The sequence below is a fragment of the Anabaena catenula FACHB-362 genome, assembly GCF_014698735.1.
GTDB lineage: Bacteria > Cyanobacteriota > Cyanobacteriia > Cyanobacteriales > Nostocaceae > Anabaena > Anabaena variabilis_A.
This window is the reverse complement of sequence record NZ_JACJTQ010000024.1, coordinates 11,812-27,011: the sequence shown is the minus strand read 5'-3', so window position 1 is coordinate 27,011 and position 15,200 is coordinate 11,812. Positions and strand designations below refer to the sequence as shown.

Here is a 15,200-nt window from a genome sequence, read left to right as displayed (position 1 = left end):
GGTGTTGAAATCTGGGAATCCTCTTATATCAAGTCCGGTTAATTGCTTATCAAAAAACTCTCAGCCTCCCCGCGCGGTTCCCTAATAGACATAGGAGTGAAAATTAAATGTGCGTTTCCTAGAACCCTTGTAGAGACGTTACATGGGTAGGGATTCTCGGCTCTACATTATTTTCCACCAGATGTCTAATTATAAGTAGTCAATCGGACAGCATATTATTTATTCACTGTCAATATCTGCGAATTCTTTAATCTATCTAACCACTTTTGTAAATAAACTCTATTTGCTTTTTTTTCATCTAAATCTTGAGTATCTAGCGGATAAGGTAATAATCCTAAAATCGCTGCTGTAGTTACGCAAAACATCGACTTTTGAAAACTCATACAAATTTGTACCCGCAAATCATCTTCACCCCGAAGACTGCGACGATAAATATTATGTAAATATTCTGGTAAGTAATGGCGCATATCCTGCATTAACAAGGTGGGGGGAATACCTGCACCACCAATAGGTAAAGGATCTGCGTATAATGCACCATACTCAAATCGAGATTGATCTGGTGGAATTTGATATGCTTGGGCATTGTAGGACACTACGCCCATGAAAGGAGTTCCTCGGAAGAAAATAGCTTCTACATAAGGTACTGCTGTATCGGCAAGAAAAGTTAAACCTGCTGATTTGGGAATAATGTCATAGACTTTATCCCTAATTTTGACTGCATAAGTAATTGGCTTAACTGCATCTGCTACCAAAGCTGTTTTAATGTGATCTACAACTTGGGGAATTGATGTAATTTCGCCTTGATCATAACGATCTGATAGGCTCAGAAACATATCTGCCATCACCCGCCAAAATTGACCCAAACCAGTGTAATAAGCAGAGACGCGTAACTGTTCTATTAAAAAGTCTGGAAAAAGTTGATTCAGTCCCTGCATTAAGGGATCATTTGTTAATTTAGCAGTAATAACAGCTTTAGCTAATTCTTGAAATTCTTTTGTATCTAGATATGCATCTAATCCCCCGCCACCATGCCACATCATGGTTTTCATGCAATATTCAGCATACTCAAAATTAATTCTGTCATGCCACCAGTGATGGAGTAATTTTGAGAAAGAAACTTCTCCATTAAAGTATTTAAAAAAGGGAAAAATTACTAAAAACTGATTTTCAGCTATGTAAATGAGGTTTTGGGAATAAGCATCTAAAACTACACCATAGCTTTTGAGAATACCAACTACTTCCAAAACATTTTCTGGAGTATCTTTAAGTAATGCTTCTCCATTTTCTAAGCGTTTAATATATTCCGATAAAGGGTGATTTACAGGTCTATTTTTAACATTAAGCATTACTATTTCTCCAGACAATTAAAAATAAATAAGGTTGAGGGAAAGGAAGTGACAGATGAGATTGTAGTAGAGATTAAGCACTACTACAAACCCAACACTTTTTAAGTTTTCCCAGGTTTATCTACTGACACAGTTGCAACTAGGTTTGGTGTGTTTACCATTGCTGTGATTGTAGGTTCAGTTAAATGCACTAACCAAGAGGGTTGGATACCGAAAATGACAATTAATAGAGCTAGGATAAATGCAGGAATGCGATCGCTCCAATATACTCTGGGTAAATTGCTCACCTGTGCAGATAAACGCCCAAAAAAGGCACGATTGAGCAGAATTAAGAAGTAAACGGCAGTTAAACCTGTACCTAGCATTGATATCAATGTTTGGATGGGGAAAACGGCTAAACTACCCCGAAAAATGATGAATTCGGAAATAAACCCCACCATTCCTGGTATACCTGCGCTGGCCATAACTCCTAAAACCATCAAAGTACCAATCACAGGCATTCCCCGTTCTGGGTTTAGCAGCCCGCGAAGCACATCTAAATCACGGCTACCTGCTTTTTTATATACAACTCCCACCAGCAGAAACATCAGGGCGGAAATTAAGCCGTGACTAATCATTTGCATGACAGCACCTAATACACTTACAGGTGTGGCAGCAGCAGCGGCTAACAAGACGTAGCCCATGTGTCCGATAGAACTATAGGCTACCATTTTTTTCATATCTGTTTGCGCGATCGCACAAGATGCACCAAACAGCACACTAATCACTGCCCATGTTGCCAACCAAGGGGCTACATATGCCCAAGCTTCAGGTAACAAGTTCATCCCAAACCGCAATAAACCGTAAGTTCCTAATTTCAACAATACTCCAGCCAACAGTACAGAGATTGGTGTGGAAGCTTCGACGTGGGCATCTGGTAACCAAGTATGGAAAGGAACGAGGGGAATTTTAATGCCAAAACCCACCAAAATTCCTCCTAGTAGCAACAGTTGTGTGGCCAAAGATAAGTTTTGGGCGTTCAAAGTCCCTAGTCCAAAACTAGGAGAACCACTCAGCCAAACCATTCCCAAGAAACTGGCTAAAATAAAGATGGCGGAAACAGCAGTATAAATCAGAAATTTAGTCGCTGCATAACCGCGTCTTTCACCACCCCAAATTGCAATTAGCAGATAGAGGGGAATCAGTTCCAACTCGTAAAATATGAAAAATAACAATAAATCCTGTGATAAAAAGGCTCCAATTACCCCAACACTTAACAGTAGGATTAAGGAATAATAAAATCTGGGACGTTGAAGAGATTCATCGCTGCTATAGATGGCAATGCAGGTTAAAAGTCCATTTAACAATACCAGTGGCAATGATAAACCATCTATTCCTAAATTATAGTTTAAGCCTAAAGCATCTACCCAGGGCAGTGACTCAGGAAACTGTTGTCCAATTTCCCCTGGATTAAACTGAATGGCTAGAAAAACTGTCCATAAGAAAGTAATTACAGCACAGCCTAAAGCCAATCTGCGGGAAAGTTTCCCACTCATAGTAGCAGGATAGAAACCTATTAGAGTTGCACCCAGCAACGGCAGCAAAATCAACGTACTCAGCATAAGCAAGTGTTAAGAAGATGGGAAAGTGGGAAGATAGGGAGGTGGGAAGATGAGAAAAATCATCATTATCTCCAGCAAGACTGCCTCCAGCCTCCTAAAAAGGTAATTTATCGAATAAACCTAATGACAAACTGATGACAAAACCCAGGACGCTAATCACTACCAAAATAGTCAACATATAGCCTTGGGATTGACCAGAAATGCTGTACTTTAGACTTTGCCCGCTAAAAATTGCCGCAAAGCCGACTAAGTTTACCAGACCATCTACTAAATAGCGATCGCTCCATGCAGAAATCCTGGATAATAAAGCTACTGCACTGACAATAGTGAGGCGATAAACTCGGTCAATGTAAAAGTCATAACCTAACAAGTCTTGGATAAATCTCCAAGCCAGAATTCTTGATCTTGACCAAGCTTTGTGCAGATAAATTGTCGAACCAATACCCACACCCAATAAGGTAGAAGCTAGTAACGACAATAATATATACCAATCAATACTTTCCCAGCTAGGTAGTAAATACCATTGCTGAAGCATCAGGGGTAATAGTAGTGTCAATATAGTCAATGTCACCATGGGGAAGGCCATTTGCCAACCTACTTCTGGGGCGCGGCGGGTTTTCGGCTGTGGTGTTCCCCAAAAGACTAAGCGGAAGATTCTAGTTAAATTTAATGCTGTCAAGCCATTGACTAACACTAAAACCACAATTACCCAAGGGCTAACTTTCACTAAGCCATCAGCCCATCCTAACATTGCCCAAAAGCTTCCCAGTGGTAGCAATGTCACCATTCCTGCTGAACCGACAACAAAGGCGGTGGTAGTAGCTGGCATTCGTGACCACAAACCACCCATTTCTGTCAAGTCTTGACTTTGGGTGGTATATATGATTGAACCAGAACTCATAAATAATAATGCTTTAGCGATCGCATGGGTTAACAGTAACATGAGAGCCACGCCCCCTTGTTCTAAGCCCACTGCTAAAAACACCAATCCCATATAGGCACTGGTTGAGTGAGATAAAGCCCGTTTAATATCAATTTGGGCTAGTGATACCAATGTTGCACCTAGCGCTGTCACCGTACCCATAACTACCAAGGCATTCAGTGCCACTGGCGATAGTGCTAACAATGGTTGAATCTTGTATAACACATAAGCCCCACCAGCTACCACTAGTGAGTTTCGCATTACCGACGCTGGGTTAGGCCCTTCCATTGCCTCATCTAACCACAGGTGCAGGGGAAATTGAGCGCACTTACCCGCAGGTCCGGCTATCAAAGCCACACCTAACAAGGTTGATGTTAGTGGATTTAACTCAGCAGTTTGCGCCCACTCATACAAATCGGAAAAGTTCAAACTACCTGCTAAAGTAGAAAGTGTGACCACAGCCATTAGCAGTAACAAATCTCCCACCCGCTTTGTTAAAAAAGCATCTCGCGCTGCTGTGACTACCAATGGTTGAGCATACCAAAATCCCACCAGTAAGTAAGTGGAAAGGGTTAGAACTTCTAATAGGGCATAACTGAGGAACAAAGAATCGCTAATCGCTAAACCACTCAGTGCGGCTTCAAAAAATCCTAGCAGTCCAAAAAAGCGTGCTAACGACCAGTCTTTTTCCATGTAACCCAGGGCATAAATTTGGGCTAACAGACTTAATCCTGTAATTAAAACTATTGCCCCTATACTGACTGGTGAGATTTCCAACGCAAATGATAAATTGAAATCCGCAGCTTGGAACCAATTAACTACTAAGGTTTTTGGTTCTCTCTCCCATATATCGTTAAATACAAATAAGCTATGGAAAAAAGCCAAAAGAGTCGTCAACAAGTTGAAGTAGGCCGCAGGTCTTGGCCCTGTACGTTGAATTATTCCCATTCCCCACGGCAAGGTTAAAATAGCACCTAATAAGCTATAAAAAGGCACAAACCAACTTGTAAAATATAAAAACTCATTCATTTAGATTTTCCTTGATCACTCAACCTTTAGTTTCTTAAATAGCCTTAAAACCATCATTCGCTAAAAAAAAATTAATTTTGCTAAAATCAAGTTTTTCTTAACTATTTTTACCATAAACTTAAATGAGCATTTTTACTTTAGCCTCCGTTATTAAATGGCAGTTAAATATAACTTTACATATTTAAATGCTTTTATATGTTTTCAGAAATTCTCTGGTTGTAAATTTCTATTTCTACTCTGAACAAAGAATTTTATAGAATATATTAAAAAAAATTATATATCTTTTAATTAGTCTATGTACAGATAGCAAAACATGAAAAAAGACTGAGACAGTATAATATACAGCCTCTGGATGCCCCAGATCCGATAGGATTAGCCCTGGTTATGAATGTTATTTTCTAAATGTAATAAAGAAATTATAAAGCATAAGCGTCCCCTCTAGGAATCCGTGAACTTTGATCTCATGAGAGGGGCTATTAAGTTTTGTTAAGTTTTTTAAAACTTTTTTATTACAAACTATTATAGTAATTTATGTTGCCAGGGATGCCAAGGTTTCCTATGCTTAATTTTAGAAGTGTTTTCTTCGCTCAAGATGAGCATCCCCGTCAAAAATTTCAACCCATAGTACAGATTGAATTAATTTTTTAGGAGTTCTGCGATGCCAATTGCAGTTGGAATGATTGAAACGAAAGGCTTTCCGGCAGTAGTAGAAGCTGCTGATGCGATGGTGAAAGCAGCTCGCGTTACCCTAGTAGGATATGAAAAAATCGGTAGCGCTCGTGTTACCGTGATTGTCCGGGGAGATGTATCTGAAGTGCAAGCTTCAGTAGCGGCTGGTGTCGAAGCAGCTAGAAGAGTCAACGGTGGTGAAGTGTTATCCACACACATCATTGCCCGTCCCCACGAAAACCTAGAATACGTCTTACCGATTCGGTATACAGAAGCAGTAGAACAGTTCCGGACTTAAAAACTGTTTAAACAAAGTGATTAACGGGGTTGCTTGCTTGAGTGGAAATTTTTGCCCGGTCTGAACAAGACCAGCGTGGCGCAAGCCATAAACTTAATTTAAGGATGAAAACTAATGTCAATTGCAGTGGGAATGGTTGAAACGCTGGGCTTTCCAGCAGTAGTAGAAGCTGCTGATGCGATGGTGAAAGCCGCTCGCGTTACACTAGTAGGATACGAAAAAATCGGTAGCGGCAGAGTGACAGTCATCGTTCGGGGCGACGTTTCTGAAGTACAAGCTTCAGTAGCAGCAGGGATTGAAAATGTAAAACGAGTCAATGGTGGACAAGTGCTGTCTACTCACATCATTGCTCGTCCTCACGAAAACTTGGAATATGTCCTACCAATTCGTTATACCGAAGATGTAGAACAATTCCGGGAAGGTGTAAACGCAATTCGTCCTTTCGGTAGAAGACCGTAATTTATAATGCAAATTGCCAAAGTTCGTGGCACAGTAGTTAGCACGCAAAAAGATCCAAGTCTTAGAGGTGTCAAACTACTGCTGTTGCAATTAGTAGATGAAGACGGAAACCTCCTGCCAGAATACGAGGTAGCAGCCGATAGTGTGGGTGCAGGAGTGGAAGAGTGGGTACTGGTCAGTCGTAACGGTGCCGCTCGTCAAGTTCTAGGCAATGAACAACGTCCGTTAGATGCAGCAGTAGTGGCGATAATAGACACCATTCATGTTGAAGATCGCCTCATCTACAGCAAAAAAGAACAATATAGATAGTCACCCCTGACGGGGAATTCAAAATTCAAAATTCAAAATTGATTGACTGTTTTGAACGCTGAATTTTGAATTGGAGCGTAGCAACCGACTACTAACAAAAAGCTTAATTCAGGAGGAATGTCCCAATGGTAGTCCGCAGCACGGCGGCCCCCCCAACCCCGTGGTCAAGGAGTTTAGCTGAACCCAAAATCCATGAAACTGCATTTGTACACTCTTCTGCCAACATTATTGGGGATGTATTGATAGGTGCAAATGTCATCATTGCTCCAGGGATTTCAATCAGAGCCGATGAAGGTACACCCTTTTATATTGGTGAAAACACTAATATTCAAGATGGTGTAGTCATTCATGGCTTGGAGCAAGGTCGAGTAATTGGTGATGATCAACAAGAATACTCGGTCTGGGTTGGTGAAGATGCTTCTATTACCCACATGGCTCTAATTCATGGGCCAGCTTATGTAGGGGATCACTCCTTTATTGGCTTTCGCTCTACGGTATTTAATGCCAAGGTGGGTGCAGGTTGCATTGTGATGATGCACGCTTTAATTCAAGATGTAGAAATCCCCCCAGGTAAATATGTCCCTTCGGGAGCGATAATTACTACCCAGCAGCAAGCTGACCGATTACCAGATGTACAAGCTCAAGATCAGCAGTTTGCTCATCATGTAGTCGGTATTAATCAGGCATTGCGGACTGGTTATCGCTGTGCTGCGGATAGCAAGTGTATTGCACCCATTCGGGATGAACTTAATCTTTCTGGGGCTAAATCTTATACAAGTATTGTTGTTGAAGAATTGGAAAGGAGTAGTGAAGTGGCGAGCAATAGCTTGGGTGCAGAAACGGTAGATCAGTTGCGTTATCTACTACAACAAGGGTATAAAATCGGTTCAGAACACGTTGATCAAAGACGGTTCCGCACAGGTTCATGGCAAAGCTGTCAGCCCATTGAAACCAGGTCTTTAGAAGCAGCGATCGCAGCTTTAGAAAGTTGTCTGGTAGACCACAGTGGCGAGTATGTCCGTCTGTTTGGTATTGACAATGGTAGACGGAGAGTATTAGAAACCATCATCCAACGTCCAGATGGTGTAGTTGCTAGTACATCCACCTTTAAGCCATCTGCGGCTTCCAGCAATGGCAGCTACAACGGCAATGGTAATGGTAACGGCACCAGTAGCAGTAAACTCAGCGCCGAAACAGTAGACCAAATCCGTCAACTTTTAGCAGGCGGATACAAAATCGGTACAGAACACGTAGATGAGCGCCGGTTCCGCACAGGTTCTTGGAACAGCTGTAAGCCAATTGAAACAACTTCTGCTAAAGAAGTGGTTTCCGCGTTAGAAGAGTGTATAGACAACCATCAAGGCGAGTATGTGCGGTTGATTGGGATTGACCCCAAAGCCAAACGCCGGGTACTAGAAAGCATTATCCAACGTCCAAATGGTCAAGTAGCCCCATCTGGTAGCACCAAATCATTTGCAAGTGCATCTTCTGGATCTGCTACTGCCACGGCAACAGTTACCAGCACTCGGTTGAGCGCAGAAATAATAGATCAACTGCGGCAATTATTGGCTGGTGGATTTAAAATTAGCCTAGAACACGTAGACCAACGCCGTTTCCGTACAGGTACTTGGGCTAGTTGCGGTCAAATTCAGGCTAAATCTGAACGAGATGCGATCGCAGCGTTGGAAGCATATCTCTCTGAATATCCAGGAGAATATGTGCGCTTAATTGGTATTGATGCCACAGCCAAGCGCCGGGTATTGGAAGCAATTATCCAACGTCCATAATAGGGAACAGGGAACAGGTAACACAATTTTGGATTTTAGATTTTAGATTTTAGATTGACCCCAGCAGTGAAGTCGGGGGCTTCTCTACGAGACACTATCGCGTTCAGACCTGTTTGGATTTTGAATCTTCAATCCAAAATTCAAAATTTAAAATCTAAAATTCGGTGATTCTTAATTTTCTCCCCACCTCCCCAACTCAAAATTATTCTCAATACTCATTTTTCCGGCTTCCAAGGTGACAAATTCCATGTCTGTGCCGCTGCTACGCCTGGGCAACAGTTTTGATTCTCACATTAGTGGTGAGGTGAATATTCATCCCAGTGCGGTACTAGCACCAGGGGTAATCATTCAAGCAGCTGCCAACAGCAAAATTATTATCGGACCTGGTGTCTGTATTGGCATGGGGTCAATTCTCCAAGTCAATGAAGGTATTCTAGAAGTAGAAGCAGGAGTGAACCTGGGAGCCGGGTTTTTGATGGTTGGTCAAGGCACAATTGGCACTAATGCTTGTATTGGTGCAGCAACTACAGTATTCAACTGTTCTGTCGCATCTGGAGAAGTAGTTCCACCCGGTTCTCTTTTGGGAGACACTAGTCGCCAAGTTGGCACAACCCAACAACTCGAACCATCCACCAATAATTCCACTTCCACAAAAGTTCAACAGGAAAAGCCAGAAGAACCGGTAATTTCTTCAACTCATTTCTCGGCTTCAGCCTTTGTGGAGTTCCAACACCAGCCTCATTCCGTTTCTGGGCCTTCTCCGACTCCTAAAAGCCAATCTCCCCCAGTGGAGGAACAGGCTCAGGTTGCTGCCTCTGACCAAGAGCAACCTACTCACCCAGAATCTACCGAAATCAGTAATCCAGAATCAGCTACCAGCCCAGATGAAACTAAAGCCCATAATACTTTTGGGACTCAAATTTACGGACAAGGTAGCATCAATCGGCTTTTGATCACATTGTTTCCCCATAGACAATCCTTGAACGACAAACACTCTGACAATTCCTCGTAGTAAGTGTTAATTGTTAAGTGGAGAGTTTTGTGAGTATCCTGGAGAATTCATGATGGAAACATCTAATCAACGGTCTCTTACCACTATCCAGCCTGTACGTCGCCGTCATCGAGACAACTTCAAGGATACTGCCTTGGGTTTAGTATCTACTCTTAGCTTTCCAGCCATAGTTGGAACAGCTGACATGATGTTGAAATCGGCTGGAGTTCATTTAGTGGGTTATGAAAAAATTGGTAGTGGTCACTGTACGGCAATTATCCGAGGTGGTATTGCTGATGTACGCTTGGCTGTAGAAGCTGGTGTACAAACTGCTGAACAATTTGGTCAGTTGGTTTCTAGTTTGGTGATTCCCAGACCTTATCCCAATCTAGACATTGTGCTGCCTATTACTAACCGCATCAGTAAATTGATGGAGGAAGGCAGTTACAGCCGATTGAGTAATCAAGCAATTGGTTTGGTAGAAACGCGGGGTTTTCCAGCAATGGTAGGCGCTTGTGATGCCATGCTCAAATCGGCTGATGTCCATTTGGCAGCTTATGAAAAAATTGGTGCGGGTTTGTGTACAGCGATTATTCGTGGTTCTGTAGCTAATGTTGCCGTGGCAGTAGAAGCGGGAATGTTTGAAGCAGAACGCATTGGGGAATTGAGTGCGGTGATGGTGATTCCTCGTCCATTGGATGAAATGGAGCTAACCTTGCCTATCGCCAGTTGTTGGATAGAAGAACGTGAACCATTAAATATACCTTTAAATATCAGGGATAAAATTGTGGACGCGGAAGCTGTGGAGTTGCCAGATTTAGCTAAATTGCCTATGAAAATTAAGGAAGAACTATGGAACGATGAATGATGAATTCTAAATAATAAATTATTCAATATTCAGCATTCATCTTGAGTTGGAAGGCATTTTTTGTCTTGCTTGTTTTTTGATGATAACTTTTTAACTCCATAAGTCCAATACTGCACTTCTGATAGCGAACATAGATTTTTACCTATATTAACCCTCATAACTTTGTATGAGTAACATTACAACAAGGGGTAGTGTTAAGTGATACTAGATTTATATCTACGAATTGCGATTAGAGGAGAATCACCTTGAACCAAGCGACGTTGCACCAGTTGAAGGTGTTCGAGGCTGCGGCACGGCACGGTAGCTTTACTCGTGCTGCTGAGGAATTATTTCTCACCCAACCTACCGTATCGATGCAAATCAAGCAACTAACAAAATCGGTAGGATTGCCATTATTTGAGCAGGTGGGAAAACGCTTATTTTTGACGGAAGCCGGACGGGAACTATTTACTACTTGTCGTCAGATTTTTGAGACTATAGCTCAATTTGAAATGACAGTGGCAGATTTAAAAGGGCTAAAACAAGGGCAATTGCGCTTGGCTGTGATTACAACAGCAAAATATATTATCCCGCGTTTGTTGGGTCCATTTTGCCAACTTTACCCTGGAATTGACATCTCCCTACAAGTCACTAATCATGAACGGATTTTGGAACGCATGGTTGGTAACATGGATGACTTGTATATTATGAGCCAGGTTCCAGAGCATTTAGATGTCCATGTCAAGGCATTTTTAGAAAATCCTTTGGTAGTTTTTGCACCTGTGAATCATCCTTTAGCACAGGAAAAAAATATCCCGATAGAAAAATTGGCAGATCAACCATTTATCATGCGCGAACCTGGTTCAGGTACGCGCCGTGCGGTGCAATCTCTCTTTGAGGAACATGGCATCAAGGTGAAGGTGAAACTGGAATTGGGGAGTAATGAGGCGATTAAACAAGCAATAGCCGGGGGTTTAGGAATTTCGGTATTATCTCGTCATACTTTATTGACAGATAGTTCTGAGTTCAGCATTTTGGATGTGCAGCACTTTCCCATGAAGCGCACTTGGTATATGGTTTACCCATCTGGTAAACAGTTATCGATTGTGGCTCGTACTTATTATGAGTATCTACTAGAGGCGGCTAAGAAGATTGTGGAGCAAGAAGTGATTACTTCAGTTCCACAATAAACTTGACATTCAATACCTCAGAACCCTTGACGCTGAAACCGGAAACCATTGACAATTAACCAGCAGAACTATTAAACCAGGAAACAGGAAACTCTTCATAGAGATAACTGACATCTGTTTTAACTGATAATTGATAAACATGGGAAAAAACTGGCAATGGTGAACCCGGAAATATTATCTTGGCGCAAAACAGTAGAAAGCCAGATTGTTGCTGTCACTGTCTATGGTGACAAAGCTTTAGTTACAAGACGAGGTGTTATATCCTTAACGGGAGAAGAACGAGAGTTGTTAATTACACCATTGCCTGTAACTCTAGAAACTGAGTCTGTGAGGGTAAGCGGTACTGGTACGCTAGGGGTGCGGTTGCTGGGAGTGAGCAGCGATCGCATTTATACTACCGAACCTGTGGCTGAAAGAGTGGCGCAGTTGACAAGACAAATTCAACAACTAGAAGCAGAAAAACGCCATTTACAAGCTCAAATAGATGCTTTGGCATTACAATCTCATTTTATTGCCGGCTTGGGGGAAAAAACCGAAGAACCCTTTGCTCAGAGCCTGTCACGGAAAAATCTCAGTTTGAGTGAAACATTAGATTTTCTCAACTTTATTGGTAGTCAGTATAGCGAATATGCGATCGCTTCTGGGGAATGCAAAACCCAACAGCAAGAATTAGAAAAGCAATTACAACCACTCCGCACCGCATTGCAAAAAATCCAAACACCACACCCTAAAGAAAGCTTGAGTGTGATTGTCGGTGTGGAAGTTGCGGGGGAAGGTGAGTTTGAGCTAGAGATGTCTTATTTGGTGAATCGTGCTAACTGGAAGCCGCTTTATGACTTGCGGGTTGATAGTAGTAGCAATATATTATATCTGAGCTACCTGGCAGAAGTTACCCAAACTACAGGTGAAGATTGGCTTGGTGTAGCGCTGACTTTTTCTACCGCTAAACCGGGATTAGGTACAATCCCACCGAAGTTGAAGCCCTGGTATATTGATACACCACCTACACGCGCAGATGATTCTCTGACTATGCAGCGTTCAATGTCTCCTCCACCTGCTATGGCTGTGCTGATGCCTCCTCCTAATAATGCGCCAAAGGCTGCAAAAAAGGAAGAAGAGGAAAATTTCATCAGTGCTGAAACAGTCGTAACGGAAGTATCTAAACAAGGCAGCGTAGTTACTTTTAAACTAAATAGTGGTGGTAATATTCCCAGTGATGGCGCACCTCATAAAACCACAATTTTTCAAGATGATTATCCTTGTAAATTAAATTATGTAGGAATGCCACGTTTAGTTAGTTTTGCTTATTTACAAGCTACTATAAAAAATAGCCCTGATGGTGCAACTTTATTACCAGGGAAAGCAAATATTTTTCGGGACAGTATCTTTGTCGGTGCAACTCAATTAGAACATATTGCTCCAGGACAGGAATTTAAAATTAATTTGGGTATAGATGAAGGTTTAAAAATTGAACGTGATTTAGTTGAACGTCAGGTAGATAAGAAACTGATGAGTAGTCAACGCCGAGTTACCTATGCTTATCGGCTGGTAATTACTAATTTATTAAATCAAGAAGCAAGTTTAAAATTAACTGAACAATTACCAGTTAGTCGCAACGAGCAAATTAAGGTGCGTCTTTCTCGTTCTCAGCCACAAATTCAATTAAGTGAAATCGGAATTTTGGAGTGGGATATTGTGCTGGCAGCGCAGGAACAGCAGGAGGTATATTATCAGTTTACTGTTGAGCATCCGCCGGAATTAACAGTGCTGGGATTGGATATTTGAATTGGGGGATTGGGGATGATCACACTACTAGGAGAATTAACAACAATAATGCTTTCTTGTTTAGTGGCATTAACAAAACATCTGCAAAAATTTCTTCAAATCATTCAAGGTAGGATGTTCAAAGTTCCAAATCGACGCTTTTTCACTCATGGCATATTCAAAAGTACATTTCTTATATGCTTGCTTACTTTCTTTTTTCGAGCAAGTATCATATCGTATGTAGGTGTTAACCCAGAATTTATCAAAGTCCTTAATCTTTATTTCTTTTCCGTAATTTTTCAAGCAATCTTTCCAACTCTCTAAGCAATCAGCATAATCAGAATTTTTACTCTTAATCATTTTTAGAACTGTTTCAAGTTCTCCTGTTCCATCAACATTTGTAAAGTAACAAGCCAGTTGGATATTAATATCCTCAACCGTTATATTTATAAACTTCTTAACTTCTTCAATAAATGGTGATTTAGGAAAAACTTCTTGAATACATTCATTTATCAAATTAATTCTCTTAACTTCTTGTTGGTCATCAATATCAATAACTATACCTATTCTTTCAATCTTACCCTTTTCTATATCTGCTTTTAAATCTTTGAGAGCATCCTTTAGCTTTGTTGGATTTAATCCATTCATCGACATATAATCATCTTCTGAAAGCAGAATCGGAGGTGCAACTTCTATATTGAAATTGAGGTAACGGATAATTGCCTGTAGGAAAAATTGATCATTTTTACTTTCTACAATCAAAATATTACTACTCACCTCTCACCTCCTTATGGTGACTTATGCCATACTCTAAAGTATCTAAATCTCGCTTTATAGCAACTATTTTGCCTGTTTTTAGATGTTTTGTTAGCTCAAAATGAGCAGCTATATTTTGATACTCAGAGCCAGCTTTTATGAAAGCTTCTATCATTTCTAAGCTATGTGTTGTAGCAAAAATTTGCACATTTAATTCACTAGCTAATCTGTAAAGAATACTCCAAAAAGCAGCTTGGTTAGAGTGATGAATACCATTTTCTATTTCATCAATTAGCAAAATACTATTTTCATTATTCACAATTCTTAAAATGATATCGGCGATGCGATTAATTGCATCACCAAACAAGGACAAAGGTAATCTACTTTCACCTTCTCTCTTAACATAAAGATTTGGTTCACCGATACTAAAGCTCTCTACACCAATAATGGAAGAATCAATAGCCTGAAAGGCTCTTAGAAGCTCATTGTCTCTCTCATTCAAACGGGCTTTGTCAAACTCTTCTGTCAATTCTCGACTAGAAACTCTCAAAAAAGAGGGGATAAAAAAAGCATTTTTTATGTCAGGAACTTTGATATCTCTGGCTATTACACCCTTAGCACTGGAAATGATTAATGTTTCAAAATCATCTCCATTATTAATCCTGGTTTTCAGGTGCATCACAGATAATACAGACTCACTTCCTGAAAAAAGACTGATGATTTTCTCGTTATCATTATCATCATCCTGTTGATAGGTATCTTCTAAATCTTTCACAGATTCATCAACAAATACTTCAACTTTTTTATAAGAACCACTTTCAAGGGTAGCGTCAATCTCTAGTGTACTATTCTTATTTTGTTGAAAAAAGAAGTTGTTCCAGGTTCTTTCAGGCAAAGCTCTACTTAACTTTGATGATTCTCTTCTTACTTGTCGCAACAAAAAAATAGTATCTGGTCTTGGTGTACTATTGAGGAATAATGCTTCTAATAATGCAGTTTTACCAACATTATTTTTTCCGCTAATTAAATTAATTTTCTCAAAACCTAATACTTTTAAATTCTGGAAACATCTAAAATTTTTAATCTCAATATTCTTAATCACTGTAACCTCCAGATACAAACTTACTCACTTACATTACCTTATATCTTTCACCACCCAGATAGTTATCAACAAAATGAACGTATCAAGAAAAGCTTTTCGGTAATTTATTGCTTTCTGAAGAGTTTGTTGC

13 protein-coding genes are annotated in these 15,200 nt (G+C 40.6%); 8 read left to right on the top strand and 5 right to left on the bottom strand.

Going from position 1 to position 15,200, the window contains the following annotated elements; translation table 11 throughout:
- Nucleotides 1-215 precede the first annotated feature (215 nt).
- The 3 genes from H6G68_RS15940 to H6G68_RS15930 all read right to left on the bottom strand — a co-directional run bounded on the left by H6G68_RS15940 (nt 216) and on the right by H6G68_RS15930 (nt 4,898).
- Nucleotides 216-1,346, bottom strand: a complete 1,131-nt coding sequence (locus tag H6G68_RS15940) for a CO2 hydration protein (protein ID WP_190907521.1) — start codon at nt 1,344-1,346, stop codon at nt 216-218.
- 101 nt (nt 1,347-1,447) lie between these two features.
- On the bottom strand, nt 1,448-2,947 hold the full coding sequence (locus tag H6G68_RS15935; RefSeq protein WP_190907520.1) for an NADH-quinone oxidoreductase subunit M: 1,500 nt from the start codon (nt 2,945-2,947) through the stop codon (nt 1,448-1,450).
- Between the two features lie 94 nt (nt 2,948-3,041).
- Nucleotides 3,042-4,898, bottom strand: coding sequence for an NAD(P)H-quinone oxidoreductase subunit F (locus H6G68_RS15930; RefSeq protein WP_190907519.1), 1,857 nt, complete (start codon nt 4,896-4,898; stop codon nt 3,042-3,044).
- 658 nt (nt 4,899-5,556) lie between these two features.
- On the opposite strand from H6G68_RS15930, the gene H6G68_RS15925 reads away from it, so the two are divergent.
- The 8 genes from H6G68_RS15925 (at nt 5,557) to H6G68_RS15890 (ending at nt 13,233) form a co-directional block, all read left to right on the top strand.
- Complete coding sequence (locus H6G68_RS15925; protein ID WP_015209255.1) at nt 5,557-5,865, top strand: carbon dioxide-concentrating mechanism protein CcmK; 309 nt, start codon at nt 5,557-5,559, stop codon at nt 5,863-5,865.
- Nucleotides 5,866-5,979: 114 nt separating this feature from the next.
- The gene (locus H6G68_RS15920; protein WP_016950894.1) at nt 5,980-6,324 is read left to right on the top strand and encodes a carbon dioxide-concentrating mechanism protein CcmK; all 345 of its coding nucleotides are present in this window, start codon (nt 5,980-5,982) and stop codon (nt 6,322-6,324) included.
- A gap of 6 nt (nt 6,325-6,330) precedes the next feature.
- Complete coding sequence (locus tag H6G68_RS15915) at nt 6,331-6,633, top strand: beta-carboxysome shell vertex protein CcmL (protein WP_071188696.1); 303 nt, start codon at nt 6,331-6,333, stop codon at nt 6,631-6,633.
- A 125-nt stretch (nt 6,634-6,758) separates the two neighbouring features.
- A complete protein-coding gene (locus H6G68_RS15910; protein ID WP_190907518.1) occupies nt 6,759-8,420 on the top strand; it encodes a beta-carboxysome scaffolding protein CcmM in 1,662 nt (553 codons plus the stop codon).
- A 247-nt stretch (nt 8,421-8,667) separates the two neighbouring features.
- Entirely contained in the window at nt 8,668-9,432 is a 765-nt protein-coding gene (locus H6G68_RS15905) for a beta-carboxysome scaffolding protein CcmN (protein ID WP_190907517.1), read from the top strand.
- A 52-nt stretch (nt 9,433-9,484) separates the two neighbouring features.
- Entirely contained in the window at nt 9,485-10,279 is a 795-nt protein-coding gene (locus H6G68_RS15900; protein ID WP_190907573.1) for a beta-carboxysome assembly protein CcmO, read from the top strand.
- 245 nt (nt 10,280-10,524) lie between these two features.
- Entirely contained in the window at nt 10,525-11,448 is a 924-nt protein-coding gene (locus tag H6G68_RS15895) for a LysR family transcriptional regulator (protein WP_190907516.1), read from the top strand.
- Between the two features lie 156 nt (nt 11,449-11,604).
- Nucleotides 11,605-13,233 (top strand): mucoidy inhibitor MuiA family protein, encoded by a 1,629-nt coding sequence (locus H6G68_RS15890; RefSeq protein WP_190907515.1) that lies wholly within the window; start codon nt 11,605-11,607, stop codon nt 13,231-13,233.
- A gap of 69 nt (nt 13,234-13,302) precedes the next feature.
- Here the strand turns inward: H6G68_RS15890 and H6G68_RS15885 are convergent, their stop codons facing one another.
- Together H6G68_RS15885 and H6G68_RS15880 are read right to left on the bottom strand one after the other, a co-directional pair.
- A complete protein-coding gene (locus tag H6G68_RS15885) occupies nt 13,303-13,989 on the bottom strand; it encodes a DUF3226 domain-containing protein (protein ID WP_190907514.1) in 687 nt (228 codons plus the stop codon).
- Nucleotides 13,982-15,070: an AAA family ATPase gene (locus H6G68_RS15880; RefSeq protein ID WP_190907513.1), complete on the bottom strand. Its 1,089-nt coding sequence runs from the start codon at nt 15,068-15,070 to the stop codon at nt 13,982-13,984. The genes H6G68_RS15885 and H6G68_RS15880 overlap by 8 nt, the downstream gene beginning before the upstream one ends.
- Nucleotides 15,071-15,200: the final 130 nt, after the last annotated feature.